General features: G+C 60.8%; 15 protein-coding genes. 8 read left to right on the top strand and 7 right to left on the bottom strand.

All coding sequences use genetic code 11. The annotated features are described in order from the left end of the window. Nucleotides 1-7 precede the first annotated feature (7 nt). Nucleotides 8-1,459, top strand: a complete 1,452-nt coding sequence (locus tag P406_RS17060) for a mannose-1-phosphate guanylyltransferase/mannose-6-phosphate isomerase (protein WP_046236816.1) — start codon at nucleotides 8-10, stop codon at nucleotides 1,457-1,459. Between the two features lie 157 nt (nucleotides 1,460-1,616). Here the strand turns inward: P406_RS17060 and P406_RS29870 are convergent, their stop codons facing one another. Both P406_RS29870 and P406_RS17050 read right to left on the bottom strand, forming a co-directional pair. Beyond that, a complete protein-coding gene (locus P406_RS29870) occupies nucleotides 1,617-2,171 on the bottom strand; it encodes a glycosyltransferase (protein ID WP_046236815.1) in 555 nt (184 codons plus the stop codon). 4 nt (nucleotides 2,172-2,175) lie between these two features. Next, entirely contained in the window at nucleotides 2,176-4,407 is a 2,232-nt protein-coding gene (locus P406_RS17050) for an RHS repeat-associated core domain-containing protein (protein WP_235810331.1), read from the bottom strand. Nucleotides 4,408-4,619: 212 nt separating this feature from the next. On the opposite strand from P406_RS17050, the gene P406_RS17045 reads away from it, so the two are divergent. Continuing rightward, on the top strand, nucleotides 4,620-5,084 hold the full coding sequence (locus tag P406_RS17045) for a hypothetical protein (protein ID WP_003408861.1): 465 nt from the start codon (nucleotides 4,620-4,622) through the stop codon (nucleotides 5,082-5,084). Nucleotides 5,085-5,099: 15 nt separating this feature from the next. Then, on the top strand, nucleotides 5,100-5,918 hold the full coding sequence (locus tag P406_RS17040) for an SDR family oxidoreductase (protein WP_003408857.1): 819 nt from the start codon (nucleotides 5,100-5,102) through the stop codon (nucleotides 5,916-5,918). Between the two features lie 71 nt (nucleotides 5,919-5,989). Here the strand turns inward: P406_RS17040 and P406_RS17035 are convergent, their stop codons facing one another. Genes P406_RS17035 through P406_RS17020 form a run of 4 tightly spaced genes read right to left on the bottom strand, consistent with a single transcriptional unit; the run spans nucleotide 5,990 to nucleotide 10,745 of the window. Further along, nucleotides 5,990-6,850: an efflux RND transporter periplasmic adaptor subunit gene (locus P406_RS17035; RefSeq protein ID WP_046236814.1), complete on the bottom strand. Its 861-nt coding sequence runs from the start codon at nucleotides 6,848-6,850 to the stop codon at nucleotides 5,990-5,992. A 25-nt stretch (nucleotides 6,851-6,875) separates the two neighbouring features. Continuing rightward, a complete protein-coding gene (locus P406_RS17030) occupies nucleotides 6,876-7,076 on the bottom strand; it encodes a DUF1656 domain-containing protein (RefSeq protein WP_003365425.1) in 201 nt (66 codons plus the stop codon). Then, on the bottom strand, nucleotides 7,066-9,252 hold the full coding sequence (locus tag P406_RS17025; RefSeq protein WP_046236813.1) for an FUSC family protein: 2,187 nt from the start codon (nucleotides 9,250-9,252) through the stop codon (nucleotides 7,066-7,068). Before P406_RS17025 ends, P406_RS17030 begins: the two co-directional genes overlap by 11 nt. Continuing rightward, a complete protein-coding gene (locus P406_RS17020; RefSeq protein ID WP_046236812.1) occupies nucleotides 9,249-10,745 on the bottom strand; it encodes an efflux transporter outer membrane subunit in 1,497 nt (498 codons plus the stop codon). The genes P406_RS17025 and P406_RS17020 overlap by 4 nt, the downstream gene beginning before the upstream one ends. A 183-nt stretch (nucleotides 10,746-10,928) precedes the next feature. Between P406_RS17020 and P406_RS17015 the strand changes: the two genes are divergently transcribed. Both P406_RS17015 and P406_RS17010 read left to right on the top strand, forming a co-directional pair. After that, complete coding sequence (locus P406_RS17015; protein ID WP_002552240.1) at nucleotides 10,929-11,876, top strand: LysR family transcriptional regulator; 948 nt, start codon at nucleotides 10,929-10,931, stop codon at nucleotides 11,874-11,876. Nucleotides 11,877-11,963: 87 nt separating this feature from the next. Continuing rightward, the gene (locus P406_RS17010; RefSeq protein ID WP_003316953.1) at nucleotides 11,964-12,938 is read left to right on the top strand and encodes a 2-hydroxyacid dehydrogenase; all 975 of its coding nucleotides are present in this window, start codon (nucleotides 11,964-11,966) and stop codon (nucleotides 12,936-12,938) included. A 50-nt stretch (nucleotides 12,939-12,988) separates the two neighbouring features. On the opposite strand, the gene P406_RS17005 is transcribed toward P406_RS17010, so the two are convergent. Then, a complete protein-coding gene (locus P406_RS17005; protein ID WP_046236811.1) occupies nucleotides 12,989-13,891 on the bottom strand; it encodes a DMT family transporter in 903 nt (300 codons plus the stop codon). Between the two features lie 136 nt (nucleotides 13,892-14,027). Here P406_RS17005 and P406_RS17000 point away from each other — a divergent pair, with 136 nt between their 5' ends. From P406_RS17000 to P406_RS16990, 3 genes are all read left to right on the top strand, one after another. Then, nucleotides 14,028-14,903: an AraC family transcriptional regulator gene (locus P406_RS17000; protein ID WP_003408842.1), complete on the top strand. Its 876-nt coding sequence runs from the start codon at nucleotides 14,028-14,030 to the stop codon at nucleotides 14,901-14,903. A 290-nt stretch (nucleotides 14,904-15,193) separates the two neighbouring features. After that, nucleotides 15,194-15,697, top strand: a complete 504-nt coding sequence (locus tag P406_RS16995) for a sigma-70 family RNA polymerase sigma factor (protein ID WP_046236810.1) — start codon at nucleotides 15,194-15,196, stop codon at nucleotides 15,695-15,697. Then, entirely contained in the window at nucleotides 15,694-16,671 is a 978-nt protein-coding gene (locus tag P406_RS16990) for a FecR domain-containing protein (RefSeq protein ID WP_046236809.1), read from the top strand. The genes P406_RS16995 and P406_RS16990 overlap by 4 nt, the downstream gene beginning before the upstream one ends. The last annotated feature ends 338 nt before the right edge of the window (nucleotides 16,672-17,009 follow it).

Here is a 17,009-nt window from a genome sequence, read left to right as displayed (position 1 = left end):
AAACAAAATGATTCCAGTTATCTTGTCAGGCGGTAGTGGTTCACGACTCTGGCCGCTTTCGCGTAAACAATTCCCTAAACAGTTCCTGGCGTTGACCGGCGAGCACACCCTGTTCCAGCAAACCCTGGAGCGTCTGGTGTTCGAGGGCATGCAGGAGCCTATCGTGGTCTGCAACAAGGACCACCGTTTCATCGTCAACGAGCAACTCGGTGCGCTGAACCTGGAAACCCAGGCGATCCTCATGGAACCGTTCGGCCGCAACACGGCACCCGCCGTTGCACTGACCGCCATGAAGCTGGTCAACGAAGGCAATGACGGCCTGATGCTGGTGCTGCCAGCCGACCACGTCATCGAAGACCAGAAAGCCCTGCAACGCGCACTGGCACTGGCAACCGTCGCCGCAGAACGCGGCGAAATGGTGCTGTTCGGCGTACCGGCCAACAAGCCGGAAACCGGCTACGGCTACATCAAGTCCACCGCCGATGCCCTGCTGCCCGAAGGCGTCAGCCGCGTGTCGCAGTTCGTCGAAAAACCTGACGAAAAACGCGCCAAGGAATTCGTCGAAGCCGGTGGTTACTACTGGAACAGCGGCATGTTCCTGTTCCGCGCCAGCCGCTTCCTCGAAGAACTGAAAAAGCACGATCCGGACATCTACGACACCTGCCTGCTGACCCTCGAGCGCAGCGTACAGGACGGCGACGCCCTTGAAATCGACTCCTCGACCTTCGCCTGCTGCCCGGACAACTCCATCGACTACGCAGTCATGGAAAAAACCCAGCGCGCCTGCGTTGTACCGCTGTCGGCCGGCTGGAGCGATGTCGGCTGCTGGTCGTCGCTGTGGGAAGTCAACGCAAAGGACGCCAACGGCAACGTCACCAAGGGCGACGTCGTTATCCAGGACAGCCGCAACTGCATGATCCACGGCAACGGCAAACTGGTCTCGGTGATCGGCCTGGACAACATCGTGGTCGTCGAAACCAAGGACGCGATGATGATTGCCCACAAGGACAAGGTCCAGGGCGTCAAACAGATGGTCGCCACCCTGAACGAACAGGGCCGCACCGAGACCCAGAACCACCTCGAAGTGTACCGTCCGTGGGGCTCCTACGATTCGGTGGACATGGGCGGTCGTTTCCAGGTCAAGCGTATCTCCGTCAAGCCGGGCGCCTGCCTGTCGCTGCAGATGCACCACCACCGCGCCGAACACTGGATCGTGGTATCCGGTACTGCGCAGGTCACCTGTGACGAGAACGTGTTCCTGCTCACTGAAAACCAGTCCACCTACATCCCGATCGCCTCGGTCCATCGCCTGCGCAACCCAGGCAAGATCCCGTTGGAAATCATCGAAGTGCAATCGGGCAGCTACCTGGGCGAAGACGACATCGAGCGTTTCGAAGACATCTACGGTCGTTCGAACGCGCTGGAAGCGGGTGTGAAGACACAGACGATTGCTCGGTAACAGACGCTTTTAGCTGCAAGTGAAACAGCCCTCGGTAATTCTTTGCGCAGTGTCATGCGCACATTATTGCCGGGGGCTTTTTACCTTGAGTCCCAAACATCATTGCCCTGTAACAGCTTGCTCTCATATTCAGGTCGCTCATACGGCCTCACCGGCGCTATTGCCATGAGTGGCTGCCTCCCATTTTTATGAAGTTCGAGAGTGGCATTCTTTTTTGGGCTTCTGCCTGATAACGCTTCGGGTTTTTTAATGGTTTACCTTTAATATGGTGATCGATCATCGTTGTAAACAGCTTGCTTAGCCCGCGCCCTTCTTTAAGCAATACCTCTGTGAACACCCTGGGCCCCGTGACAGCAGAAACGATTCTCATCCTGTCGTTCACATCGGCGGTGCTACTGAGCACTTCGCCAAGGCCCGTCTCACGATAAACGCTGTACCGGTCGACGATCTCCTTTTCCAAAGTGCTCAGCACCGGATTGTTGGCAGGTGACGCGAACGAGTTATTGTTAATCACGATTTCATCCCGGTTCCAAGGTGTGTCCGTCGGGCGCATCGTGAAAATCCTCTTGGGCTTGGTAATGAAATCGGTATCCATGACACCGCGCTTGAACATGTCATCCGTGTCCGAATAAATACCGCCATAATGGTTGATCAAGCTGTAGCGAAGCACGTCACTGGCTGCCGAGTAGTGTCGAGGGTCATCCCCATACAAATCCTTATAAATCCTTATAAATCTCGTATGACGGTGTTTTCTGGAATTTTCTGAAAAATTCCTCTTCCCTGAGGTCGGAAATATGGACGTTTTTTCGCCCGCGCAGCGCTGAGGCTATTTCCGTTTCATCACCTTTTCGCAGGTCCAGATGCAGATGCAGCGTCAACTGATAGTCGGGATTCAGCACAGAAGTGTTTTTAATCCCTTCCAGGTGCTCCATCAGCGGTTCAGCAGCGCCCAACCAGATGTAGTGAATATGCTTGGGAATTTCAGCGACTCCTCCCACCGCGTCGATGAACGTGAGCGGGTTGTTTCTCAACATACCGTATAGATTAAGCCCGTCCTCAAGACCGGCCGGGTCCGGATTGATCCAGCGCTGTAACCACGGCGCGTAATACCGCAAACCGTAATAATAAAGCCCTGTCGCATCGCGCTCCTTGCCTGAGTAACGCACGGTCTTGTAACTCGCCTCAATCGCATTGCGCCCCGCCCACCATGACGTGCCGCCGAACGGGTAATAACTTTCCTGGCTGATACGCTGCGCCTGCCCATCCAGTTCCAGCGTGCCGGACCCCAGGTGGTCGTTCAGGGTGTAGCGAGTCTGATCATTTTCAAGCGCGTCGGGCTTGCCAGACGCCCAATGCAGCACGCGCACGTTATTGCGCCCGGCCTGGGCTACAACAACGTGCAGGGTTTCGCCAGTGGCCGTATCGGTACGGATTTCAAGACCGGGCAGGTAACGCACATCGGCCGTATGGGTCATGGTTTTGGCTTGCGTGGTACGCACCTTGCGCAGGCGCTGGCCGCTGGCGTCGTAGCTGTAGCGTTCGCTGTCGTCCATGCCGTTGTCACGAATAACGGGGCGCACGTGCTGCAACTGGTTGCGTCGGTCCCAGCTCAGGTCTTGCCCGGCTTGCAGTGCGAGCAGATTACCGTTGGCATCAAAGGCAGCAGCAATTTCTGCTTCGTCAGGTATGTGGCCATTGATCACCGGCAGACTGCGGTTGCTGTAATGCGCGGTGACCAGCGTGCGCGAATGGGACTGCGTGCCTGTATGGGTAAGCTGCTGCAAGTTGCCGCCGGCATCGTAGCGATACGTCTGCGTGTAATCAGCCAGCGTCGAAGGATCGGCAGGACTCTGGAAACCAGGCAGCACCGGGCCGTGATTAACGACTGCCCATTCCCTGCCCGAGGCTTCGATCAGTTGATAAAGCGTGTCGTATCGATAGGTCGAAACCGAGTCGATGCGCTGACCTTTGGAGATGGCTGGCAGAGCAAAATCATCGACACGGATTACATTACCGACCGGGTCATAGTCGTAACGCAAATCCTGCAACAACTGCCCATTACTACGCGTGGCATTCAACGCCAGCAAACGGCCGTCTTCAGTGTCATACCGCGCCGTGCTCATCACTCCGTTGCCCGCCGTTTCCGACACCACCCGCTCCTGTGCATCGTATTGAATGGCACTGACCAGAACCTGTTCGGCTTGACCGTTGAGCTGTAAACGACTGTCTTTCAGCTGCCCTGCAACGGTGTAACCCAGACACTGAACATTGCCCTGCGCATCGGTCTGCCGGAGAGTTTCGTTCACGGAGTTGTAGCGCCAGCGAGTAGTCGCCCCTTCGCCAAGCTCCAGCAAGGCATCGCGCCCGGTCAGTGACTCGGGCCAGTCAGGCTCGTCGAGGTTTTGCAGGAAGCGCCGCGTTTGACTGATCACACTTCCGGAAAGACCGAACTCATCGTCAAGCCGCGTACCTGCCGGATCGTCATGACGAATCAACTGACCACACTGGTTGTGATCAGTCGAATCAGGGCCGCCATAAAGCAGACGCTCGACGCAGTGTCCATCTTCAAAAACCTCGATGGGCCTTAGCAGCGCGTCATACCCCGTACGTCGCACAATGCCCCGAGCATCCCAGGCCTTCAGAACCTGCCCGGCCTCACCCGCCAACAAAACCCGCCAGCCCGCGTCCACGCTGTCGCTGGCCAGAACCTGACCGCTGAGCGAATGAATGACGCTGAGATTGGCGGTTGCCCGATCAGCCCACAGGCGCGGGTCCCAACAGCTGACAGGTCGCCCCGCCATGTCGAAGGACGCATGGCTGGTACGGATTTGCGGCTCGATATCGCTACTCGTACGGCATAGCGCAATTGACCCCACAGGCAACCCGCGTGGATCCACCAACTGTAATGCCGGCGTGTGCTGATGAAGGGCAATCGAGCGTTTAACCATGACTGGCACCTGCAGCAAGTCCGACGACGCTGGAAAATTCCGCGCTGTCCCACACTCTAGATAAGTGGCGCCGTTGCGCCTACTGACACTTATGCCAGTGGCACAACAAGTGCAGACTGCAGCGCTCTCCGCGCCGACGCCTTGCCCATTGGTCAACGCCTGCCCAATGTCTGTAGTATCTCTGACATTGCATCTTGCTGGAGACCCGCCGCATGTTGATCGGCATCCTGTTAATCCTCACCTGGCTGATCCTTCTGCTCCGTTATCCGGCGAAGGCCTTGCCCGTCTCGCTGGCCGCGGCGGTCGCGCTCGGGGCGGTGGCGGCTATCGTCATCTGGCAGGACAGTCGGGAAACGCGCCAGCTTGAGCATCTGGATATCCGCCTGAGTTACAACCCGCAAGGCTGCCCGGCAGATCGTCCGTTGCAGGTCAGCATCACCAACACCAATCAGGTCACCCTGCAGGAACTGCGTTGGCGAATCGCGGCCTATGCGCCTGGTGATTCGGTGAATCTGATCGACAACACCTACGCGTCCGCACGCTATCGCGGCCCCGGTGAACTTCAGGCCAAAGGCACGTGGCAGGATTGCGTGCCGGTGCCGGCACTGCGCAACGGGTACCGCCCGCAAACCCTGGATTTTCGCGCAGAACATCTACAAGGCAGTTTCTCGGACTGACCACAAGGATCCCACATGCCCATCGCTTTGATTACAGGCTGTTCCAGCGGAATCGGCCGTGCTCTGGCCGACGCGTTCAAGGCCACTGGCTATGAGGTCTGGGCCACTGCGCGCAAGGCCGACGATGTCGCGGCACTCAGTGCAGCGGGTTTCATCGCTGTACAACTGGACGTCAACGACAGCCTGGCGCTGGAGCAACTGGCCGCCGGTCTGGAGCACAGCGGCCTGGATGTGTTGATCAATAACGCTGGCTATGGCGCGATGGGTCCTCTGCTCGACGGCGGTGTGCAGGCTTTGCAGCGGCAGTTCGAAACCAATGTGTTTTCCGTCATCGGGGTGACCCGGGCGCTGTTTCCGGCACTGCGCCGCAACAAGGGGCTGGTGGTGAACATCGGCAGCGTATCCGGTGTGCTGGTCACGCCGTTCGCGGGGGCTTACTGTGCGTCGAAGGCGGCGGTGCATGCGCTCAGTGATGCGCTGCGTCTGGAGCTGGCGCCGTTCGGCGTCCAGGTGATGGAGGTTCAGCCCGGTGCGATCGCGTCGAGCTTCGCACAGAACGCCAGCCACGAGGCCGAGCAGTTGATCAGCGAACAATCGCCCTGGTGGCCGATTCGCGAAGGCATTCGTGCACGCGCCAGGGCCTCTCTGGACAACCCTACCCCCGTCACCGAATTCGCTCGTGATCTGCTCAAAGCTGTGCAACACACCCATCCGCCACGCCTGCTGCGCCTGGGCAACGGCTCACGTCTGCTGCCGCTGATGGCGTGGTTGCTGCCCAAAGGGCTGCTGGATATGGGCCTGAGAAAACGCTTTGGGCTGAACGCTGATCTGTAGTCGAGCCTTGTCACTATCGTGCCAATGCTCCGCGTTGGCATGCCGTTCTGGACGCTCTGCGTCCTCAAGTATCAGCCGTCTACCGGCCTGACGATCACTGTGCAAGTCATCCCCGCCGCCAGCAACACATCCTGCGGTACCTGATCCAGATGAATACGCACCGGCACGCGCTGGGCCAGACGCACCCAGTTGAAGGTCGGGTTCACGTCGGCGATCAGTTCGCGGCTTTGCGGGTTGTCCCGGTCGTAGATGCCGCGTGCAATGCTTTCGACATGGCCCTTGAGCACCTCGCCACTCATCAGTTGCAGGTCCGCAGGATCACCCACTTTCAGGTGCGGCAACTTGGTTTCCTCGAAAAACCCGTAGACCCAGAACGAGTTCATGTCGACCACGGCCATCTTCGCCTCACCGATGCGCGCATAGTCGCCGCGATGAACATTGAGGTTGGTGACGTAACCGTCCACCGCCGCCAGTACCCGCGTGCGTGACAGGTTGAGCTCGGCCGCCTCCAGTTGCGCCTGGGCCAACTGGTAATCGGCCAGGGCCGAGGTGGCTACGTTGCTCGCGTCGTCACGATTTTCCGCCGAGATGACCAGTTCATCCATGTCGGCACGCCGCCTGGCATTCAGTTTGCGCATCTCCCAGGTCGCCTTGCGTGAAGCCAGCAATGCCTGCGCCTGCTTCACGGCGATCCGGTAATGATCCGGGTCGATCTGCATCAGCAGATCGCCACGCTTTACCCACTGGTTGTCATGCACCGGGACGTCGACCACGGTACCGGACACATCGGCGGCCACGTTGATGATATCGGCACGCACCCGGCCATCCCGGGTCCATGGGCTATCCATGTAGTCGACCCACAGCGTGCGACCGATCCAGAGCGCGATTGCCAGCACCAGCAACGTGGCAGACAGACTGAAGAACTTTTTCATCCAGAGATTTTTCCCGACTCAGGCGTCAACGATAAAGGGGCAGCGCCAACGCGCCGAAGATGCAGATAAACAGGCTCAGACGCAGCAAGGCCGGGTGCCAGAAATGCCGATACAGGTCAAAACCGGCCAGCAGGCGATCCAGCGCCCATGCCAGAACCACGGCCAGCAGAAAGATCAGCGTGAGGGTCGGCATGTACAGGCCGTGGAAGGCTATTTCACGTGGCATGGACGACTCCTGAAACGGTTCGCGCAACGCTGTAAGCGGCCAGCGGCGATTGCGGGTCCAGCAGCGACGTGCGGATAAAGTGCAGGTAGCTTTTCACCCGGCGCAGCACCGACGTATCGAAGTGCGAGGCGAAGGGTTCATCAGCTTCCTGCACCTGCTTGATGGCCTGATCGACTGCCGACAGGCAGCGCTGCAGATTGACCGCATCAGGCTGAATGAACAGCCGCACCAAGGCGCGCCCCATGACTCGCAGCGCGATGCGCCAGGGCTGGTACTCGGCGTAGGCAGGGTGAATCGGCAGCAGCGCCTGTTCATGGCGCAGCTCGATAATGGCGTGGCCGATTTCCAGCACCACGAACATCCAGCGCAACAACTCGCGCTGAACCAGCGGTTTGCCGATCGCCAGGCCATACGCCTGATGCATCAGGTCGCGGGTCTGGCTCTCGAAGCTTGAGCCCAGACGCTTGAGCGGCGCGCTGATCGCAAACACCACCTGATTGCGCAAGGCCTGTTCCAGGCGTTGCCACATCCAGCGGCTGTTGGGCGGCAGGATGATTGCCCCGGCAGCGGCACAGATCAGCATGCCGACGACCATCGCGATGTAATCGTTGATGAAGGTGTAGGGGTCGTAGACCGTCAGGTTGTCCGGCACCGAGCCCAGGCTGAAAAAGATCAGCAGCCCCAGGCCGTAACCCGTCCACTGCGGACGTGAGCCCAGGTACGCGCCGAGCACAAACACCGGTGCCAACAGCAGGCACAGCAACGGAAAGCCGTCGATGTGCGGGAACAGAAAAAACGTTTCGATAAAGCCCGATAGCGCGCCGAGCAATGTACCGCCGGCCATTTGCAGCGACATGCGTCTGGGGTTGTGGGTGGTCGACGACAGCGCAACGGTGGCCGCCGAGGCCAGGACCATGCTCGCGCCGCTGGGCCACGCCGTCAGCACCCAATACAGACTAATCAGACCGACCACGCAGGTCGCCCGGGCGCCGGCTGCCAGCGCGGTCATCCAGTGGGTACGCGGTACGAACGAGCCCTTCCACTGTTCACGCTCATGGCTGTGGTCGGCCAGTGATGCATGGGTTCGTGCGTAGTCGAGCAACTCGCTGAGCAAGCGGTACAGCAGCTCGAACGAGGTGTGAAAGTCCAGTCGTTCGGCGTCGCTGGGCAAGGTGCGCTCCAGCTCGGCGCGCAGGCTTCTGACCCGCTCGGGAAAGTGCGCCCTGCACGACTCCAGACGGGTGACCAGCAGCGCCGCGTCATCGTTGGTCAAGGCGCGGTCGGCGAACCCGTCGAGCAGCTCTGCAAGGTGTTCAAGGCCGGGATCGATATGCTTCAACACCTGATCGGCCTGTTCGAGGCGCAGACGCTCGAGCAATTGGTGCAGAGCATTGAAGCGCGTGGTGACCGCCATGAATTCGCTGTTCAAACGGTTGAGTCGACCGTTGCGGCGACGCATGTGCGGGTCTTCGAATACTGTGACGCTGCGCAGTCCTTCAAGACCGATGGCCTCGGCCACAAAGCGTACGTTGCCGGTTTCAAATTCGGCGCGTGAGATATCACCGCGCAGGCCGTTGACCACGAAGCGCGCGAACCCGCCGAAGCGCAGATACAGCGCGTTGCGCATCGCAGCGCTGGAACTCTGCGGCAGCACCGCCGCGCTGATGGCCGTGGAGCACAGGATGCCCAGGGTGATTTCCAGTACCCGCCACACCGCCGACATGAACGAGCCTTCGGGATGCGCCAGCGCAGGCAGCCCGACCATGGCTGCCGTATACCCGGCCAGCACAAAGCCATACGCGCGAAAGTTGCGATAGCGCGCCGCGCCGGCCGAACACAGGCCGACCCAGAGCGCGAGACTGCCGAGAAACGGCAGCGGACTCTGCGCAAACAGGGCCATCAACAGCACCATCATCGCCGACCCGGCCAGCGTCCCCAGCAGGCGATAAAAACTCTTGGCGAACACCTGTCCGCTCTGTGGCTGCATGACGATGAACACGGTGATCATCGCCGTGTGCGGCTGCGGCAGTTCCAGGCGCAGTGCCAGCCAGTAGGTGAGGAATGCGGCGAGCAGCACCTTGAAGATGTAAACCCAGGTCACCCCGTCACTGCGCGCCCAGCTGTGCCATTCGCGACGCCACGGCAGGTCGGTGATGCGCTGTAGCGAGGCGATCATTGCCTGCCCTCAGACTCGGCGACGGTGTGTGCGAAATGACCATTGGGATTGCCATTCCCGCCACCGGCACCGCCCAGCGCCACCACCAGCCCGGCGTAGGCTTCCAGCCGCGCGGCCTCGACCTGTTGCTGAACCTGCTGCTGGCGAAACAACTGCGTGCGCGCATTGAGCACATTCAGGTAATCGGTCAGGCCGCGCTGCCAGGCGATCAGGGCAATGTCGTAGGTCTTTTGCGCCGACGCCACCGACTCGGCGGCGAGTGCCTGCTGCTTGTCCATCGAGGCACGCCGAATCAACTGGTCGGAGACACTTTTCAACGCCATGACCAGCGTCTGGTTGTAATGCGCCACAGCCTGATCATAAGCAGCCGACGCCCCGCCCAGCTCGGCCCGCAAGCGTCCAGCGTCGAAGATCGGCAGGCTTATGGCCGGCCCGACCTTGTAACCCAGCTTGCTGCCGGTCAGAAACTCGAGCATGCCACCGCCCGTGGCCATGTAGCTCAGGCTGCCGACCAGATCGACATTGGGATAAAAGCCCGCATGTGCAACGTCGATACCGCGTGCCTGCGCCGCCACCTGCCAGCGCGCAGCCACCACGTCAGGTCGCTGACCCAGCAGTTCGGCGGGCAATGCCGAGGGCAATGTCAGTGCGGTGTGCAAGGACAGCGCAGGCCGCTGCAACGCCGCGCCCTGCCCCGGTCCCTTGCCTGCCAGCGCAGCCAGTTGGTTGCGACTCAACGCGATGGCCTCTTGCAGCGCGTCGATCTGCCGATGCGCCTCAGGCAGCGGGGTTTGGGCCTGACTGACGTCGAAGTGCGTACCGATCCCGCCCTTGAGGCGACGCTGCGCCAGGTCGAGTATCTGTTGCTGCTGGGCCAGGGCCGCCTCGGCGATATCCAGTCGGGCGTAGTCGAGGGACAGCCGGATGTAGGCGCGGACCACGTTTTCCTGCAATTCGAGCTGCGCCTGACGCTGCTCGGCAGCACTCACGTGCGCCAGATCAACGGCCTGCTCGCTGGCGTTGCGTTCACGTCCCCACAGGTCCAGTGCGTAGCTCAGGCCCAGTGACGCATTGTTGTCCCAGGTGCGAGTATCGGCCAGCGCTCCGGGGCCATAAAACTGATCCTCGGGCCAGTCGTGACGCATCAGGCTGGCGTTGCCTTGCACTTGCACAGACTCGGCGGACTCGGCCACCTGTGCCATCGCCTTTGCCTGACGCACACGAGCTGCGGCAAGTGCCAGACTCGGGCTGCCCAGCGTCGCCATCTCGACCCAGCTGTCCAGTTGCGCGTCGCCGTAGGCACGCCACCATTGCGCTGCGGGCCAATGGGCGTCGAGGGTAGCGCTCTGAATCGCCTGATCGGTGGCCAGGCTGTCAGCGTGCAGAACACTGCCCTGAGGTTTGATTCCATGCGTTCCGATACAGCCGCTGGTGACCAGCGTAAAAGCCAGAAGACCGACGGGCCAGAGCCCTCTGATGATGCGACGCGGCACAGCTGCAAGTTCCCGAACGAAGGTGACACACCTTGAATGGCGGCGATTCTAGGCGGCACTCGACGCGGCGATAAGCGGGGAGATTTGTGAATCTTTGTTACTGAAACGGCGATAATCCTTTGGTCTGGATACATGCATCCGTTACTTCATGTCACAATTTGCCATCTACTCAGAGAAGTACCCATGGACACCCTGCAAAACATGCGTGCCTTCAGCTGCGTGGCGCAAGCGGGCAGCTTCACTGCTGCCGCCGCCGTGCTGGATACCACCACCGCCAACGTCTCGCGTGCGGTCTCCAACCTTGAAGCACATTTACAAACGCGCCTGCTCAATCGCACCACCCGACGCATTGCCCTCACCGAAGCAGGCAAGCGTTATCTGTTGCGCTGCGAACAGATTCTCGCCTCGGTAGAAGAAGCCGAGGCCGAAGCCAGCGACGCTCATGCCCGCCCGGCCGGACAGCTCAAGGTGCATTCGATGCCCGGCGTCGGCCAGCATTATGTGATCGACGCCATCGCCCGTTACCGGCGCAACCATCCGGACGTCGCGTTCGACCTGACCATGACCCACCGCGTGCCGGACTTGCTGGAAGAAGGCTATGACGTGTCGATCGTGCTCGCCAGCGAACTGGCCGACTCGGGCTTTGTGTCTCAGCGCCTGGGCATTACCTACAGCATCGTGTGCGCGTCGCCCGAGTACGTGAAAACCTTCGGCATGGCCCACAAGCCTGCCGACCTGCTGAATCATGCATGTCTGCGTCTGGTGAGCCCGGTGTTCCCGCTGGACAAGTGGCTGTTCGACGGCCCGGAAGGCCAGGAGATGGTCACCATCAACAGCTCGCCGCTGCTGGTCAACTCTGCGGATGCGATGAAGACCGCGATTTCCAGCGGCATGGGGATTGGCATTCTGCCGATCTACTCGGCGATCGAGGGGCTGCGCAACGGCACACTGGTGCGGGTATTGTCCGATTACCGCTCGCAAGAGCTGAACCTGTACGCCATCTACCCTTCACGCCAGTATCTGGATGCGAAGATCAGAACCTGGGTTGAATACCTGCGCGGTTCCCTGCCGGAAATTCTCGCTGCTGATGAAGCCGATCTGCATGTGCAGGCCCTCAAGTCATCGTTCTGACATCGTACAACTGCAAAAAGCGGCTGCCAAAGAGCGGGGAGGAATGTTAGCGTGCTACTCATTCAACCGCTCAAGAGTGACTGCCCAATGAAAAAAACCGTACTCGCCTTCAGCCGTGTTTCTCCTGAAATGGCCGAGCGCCTGGCGCAAGACTTCAACGTGATCGTGCCCAACCCCAAGCAGGGTGATATCAACGCGCAGTTTGCAGAAGCCTTGCCTGAATCCCACGGGCTGATCGGCGCAGGCCGCAAGCTGGGTCGCGAACAACTGCAGAACGCGACGAAGCTGGAGGTGGTGTCCAGCATCTCGGTGGGCTACGACAACTACGACGTCGAGTACCTGAGCGAGCGCGGCATTCTGCTGACCAACACGCCGGATGTACTGACCGAAAGCACCGCTGACCTGGGCTTCTCGCTGATCATGAGCAGCGCCCGCCGAGTGGCCGAACTGGACGCCTATACCAAGGCCGGACAGTGGACGCGCAGCATCGAACCGCCGCACTTCGGCACCGATGTGCATGGCAAGACGCTGGGTATTGTTGGCATGGGCAACATCGGCGCAGCCATTGCCCGCCGTGGTCGTCTGGGTTTCAACATGCCGATTCTGTACAGCGGCAACAGCCGCAAGACCGAGCTCGAACAGGAACTGGGCGCACAATTTCGCAGCCTGGATCAATTGCTGGCCGAAGCGGATTTCGTCTGCCTGGTCGTACCGCTGAGCGAAAAGACCCAACACTTGATCGGCCGTCGCGAGTTGAGCCTGATGAAGCCCGGCGCCATCCTGGTCAACATCGCCCGCGGCCCGATCGTCGATGAACCCGCACTGATCGAAGCGCTGCAGAACGGCACCATTCGCGGTGCCGGTCTGGACGTCTACGAAAAAGAGCCGCTGAGCGAATCGCCGCTGTTCCAGTTGAAGAACGCGGTGACCCTGCCGCACATCGGCTCAGCCACCACCGAAACCCGCCAGGCCATGGCCGACCGCGCCTACGGCAACCTGCGCAGCGCGCTGCTCGGTCAACGACCGCAGGATCTGGTCAACCCGCAGGTGTGGAAAGGCTGAGGCCCCGCCTCTCTCGCAGTGCAGGGCCGCTGTGCAGGATAGACACCGACTCAGGCCAGTTTGCCGCCGACCACGACGGCAACCGGCCTGATCTTCCTGAACACCAGCACGTTGCCGACCATCACCACTACCAGCCCCAGCAAGGCAGCCAGGGTCCACTGATAGCCCTCCACCCAGGCGGAGATATTCAGCGCCACGACCGGGAACAGCACCGTGCAGTAAGCCGCACGCTCCGGCCCCATGCGTCCTACCAGGGTCAGGTAGGCCGTGAACGCAATCACCGAGCCGGGTATCACCAGAAACAGCAGTGAGCCTACATAACGCGTGTTCCATTCGAAGCTGAACGGCGTGCCGCTCAGCAGGCAATACATGCCCAGTATCGTCGCCCCGTAGAACATGCCCCAGGCATTGGTGGTCAACGGGCGCAGGCCGGCTTTTTGTTGCAGGCTCGACAGCATGTTGCCGGCCGAGAAGCACAGTGTGCCGAGCAGGGCCAAACCCAGCCCGATCAGGGTCTCGCGGCTGGCGCTGTGCCCGGACAGTTCGGGCCAGAACAGACACGCCAACCCCAGCAGACCCATCGCGCCACCGGCCAGCACATTGCTGGCGATTTTCTGGCGAAAGAACACCCGTGCGTTCAGCGCATTCCACAGCGTCGAGGTCGAGAACACCACCGCGATCAGGCCGCTGGGTATCCACTGGCTGGCCGTGTAGAAGCACATGAAGTTGACGCAGAACAGGCACACGCCCTGCGCCAGGCAAATCAACTGGCCGCGACGATTAACCGGCTGCAGGCGCTTGCTCAGCAGCAGGAATGCAAACAGCACCAACGCCGCCAGGGCGAAGCGATAGACGATCGATACCGGAATCGCGACATCGCCGAGTTGAAGTTTCAGGGCGATCCAGGTGGTGCCCCAGATCAGCACGGTCAACAGATAAAGCGAGAGGTTCATGGTGCAGGCTCCTTGATGAGCCATCAGTCTGCTGCGTGCCGGCCTGCCAGCGCTTGCACAATCTTGCGCATTTGATTCAAGCGTTACTGGCAGCGACGTCGCCAGCGAGTAGGATACAAATCCTAGAGGAATCGTCATGCCCGCCATTGAATCCATCCAGGTCTTTCAGGCCCTGAACAGTTCACCCAATGCCAATCTGGAGCAAAGCGCGCCGCTGGGCGACGGGCTGGTGGCGGCGTTGTGGAACAATCGGCATGACTCGCAGGAGTATCACGCACCGACCCACCATACCTTGTCGTGCTATATCGAGGACGGCACCGGGACCTTTCGCCGCGGCAGACCCGACCAGAAAGGCGCGCCGGGCAAGTTGTGCATCTTGCCTGCCGGCCATGAGTCCGCCTGGGTGGTGAACGGCGAGATCCGTCTGGCGCATCTGTATTTCAGCCCGGAACAGTTTGCGTTGGGCTGCGTGACCCTGCTGGATCGCGAGCCGCGCGAGATGCAACTGCGGGAAAACACCTTTCTGGAAGACCCCGCACAGGCGGCCCGCTTCCGGCAGCTGATTCGCCTGAACTGGGCAGAACCGGGCGAGCGCCTGCTGACCAGCAGCCTGGCGCATGAGATGGTCAGCCATGCGCTGCTCAATCAGGCAGGCCTGCGCGAAGGGCTGCGCCTGAAAGGCGGTCTGGCGCCGCACCTGCGCCGGCATCTGGTGGACTTCATCGAAATGCATCTCGCCGACCCGCTGAGCCTTGGCCAACTGGCCGGCCTGTGTGCGCTGTCGGAATATCACTTCGCACGCATGTTTCGCGAAAGCTTCGGTTTGCCGCCGCACCAGTATCTGTTGGCGCGGCGTATCGAGCAGGCGCGCCAGTTACTGCGCGGCACCGGCAAGCCGCTGGGCGAGATCGCGCTGGCATGCGGGTTCGCCAGCGCCAGCCATTTCAGCAACCGTTTTCGTCAGGCCGTGGGGGCGACACCGGGTGAGTACAGAACGGCGTTAGGCCAATAGCTGACTCACCGCTGCCCAGCCGCAGTTGCTCTCGCCACACGTTACGCCCCGGGTTCTGGCTTTTGCCGTGCGTTTGCCGGCAGCGGGCGGCTTGCGGTGGTGACATCCATCAGCGGGTCTGCATTGATTCAGAAAACCTGGGAGGCCGGTCGCGACGAAAGCCAGCGGTATGCGCCATTGATCCTGAACGGGACAAATGAACCGCAATATTAATGATAAATATTCTCATACGCAAAAGAGTCTGCCAGAATCCACACCACCAATGAGTCCCCGTGGATTGTTCCCCCGTGATGCCCGTCGCCCACTCCGCTCTCAATCACACTGTCGAAGGCCTGTACAGGGCACACAACGTCTGGCTGACGACCTGGTTGCGACGCAGACTCGGCTGCCCGCACAGCGCGGCGGACCTGGCGCAGGACACCTTCATCAAGGTGCTGGGCGCACGCGATACATCGCAAATCGTCGAGCCGCGTGCCTTTCTGACGACGATTGCCAAGCGCGTGCTGTGCAACCACTACCGGCGTCAGGACCTGGAACACGCCTACTATCAGGCACTGGCCGAACTGCCGGAGCGCGTGGCGCCTTCGGAAGAAGAGCGGGCGATCATTCTCGAAACCCTGGTCGAACTCGATAAACTGCTGGACGGCCTGCCGCCCCTGGTCAAGCGGGCGTTTCTGCTGTCGCAGGTGGACGGTTTGAGCCATGGCCGGATCGCTGCCGAACTGGATATTTCCATCGCCACGGTCAAGCGCCATCTGCACAAGGCCGCCCTGCGCTGCTATTTCGCCCTATGAATCCGAACAACGAGTCCCTGAACAAATCCGACATCTCGCCCACCGTGGCACAGCAGGCCGTTGGCTGGCTGCTGGAAATGCAGGAAGGCACGCTGGATGCCCGCCGTCAGCACGCCTGGCAGCTGTGGCTCAATGGCAACGCCGAGCATCAACGGGCATGGGCGCACATGCAGCGGGTCAATCAACGGCTGAGCGGACTGTCCTCGCCGCTGGCGCATGCGGCACTCAATGCGCCGAAGTCCGCCAGCCGTCGGCATGCGTTGAAGCTGCTGTTGCTGCTCGGCGCAGGCTCGGCAGCGGGCTGGAGCCTGCGCGAGCGGATCGCCCTGCAACCTTTGCTGGCCGACTACGACAGTGGCGTGGGCGAACAGCGCAAGGTGGCGTTGAGCGACGGTAGTCAGGTGCAACTGAATACTGCCAGCGCGGTGGATGTGCGTTTCGATGCACAGCAGCGCCTGATCGAACTGCTGCAGGGCGAAATCCTCATGACGGCCTCGGCGGAAACGCGCCCGTTGAACCTGTTGAGCGCGGAAGGCACGGTCAGGGCCTCGACCGGCGCCAGTCGTTTCAACCTGCGTCAACTGAATGGGCGCACGCAGTTGGCCGTGTTCGCCGGAGCCCTCGAAGTAGCCCCTGCCGGCAAGAGCGGCCCCGGTTTGATGCTGCAGGCCAGCCAACAGGTGACGTTCAGCCGTGATGCCTGGGACAAGGTTCGCCCGTTGGACGCAGGCAGTGGCGCCTGGGCGGACGGGATGCTGGTGGCGTCGCGCATGAGGCTGGCGGATTTTCTCGCAGAGTTGAGCCGCTACCGCCGTGGCCGTCTGAATTGCGATGCGAGGGTTGCAGGGCTGCTGATTTCCGGCAGCTACCCGCTGGCCGACAGCGAGCGCATCCTCGATATGCTCGAACTCGCCCTCCCGGTGCGCGTGCAGCGCTTCACGCGGTATTGGGTGAACGTGCAGGCGCGGGTTTGATCGTGATTGCTCGTTCCCACTTTTCAGTGCTCATGTGGACATACGCGTCTTGGAGAGCCCGAAATACAGGGCTGACACTACGCTGACTATCGTTCCTCACGCTCCAGCGTGGGAATGCAGTTCGTGACGCTCTGCGTCACACAGGGGTTCTGCGATGTCAGGTGGATTGAGGTTCGGCTCAAGTCACCTTTTCGCCCCTCGGCGAGTTACTTTGATGGGGCCAAAGTAACCAAACCCCCTGGCTCCGTTTCCGGCCCGACTTCGCCCTGTCACTTACGTCGCACTCTGCGTCGTCAGTGCCATCGCGGTTGAAAAGCACTTTAGGGCAATTTGGCTAA

It is taken from the genome of Pseudomonas syringae pv. coryli str. NCPPB 4273, assembly GCF_000972175.1.
Lineage (GTDB): Bacteria > Pseudomonadota > Gammaproteobacteria > Pseudomonadales > Pseudomonadaceae > Aquipseudomonas > Aquipseudomonas syringae.
Note: the sequence above shows the minus strand (reverse complement) of the source record. Positions and strands in the feature narration are given on the sequence as shown.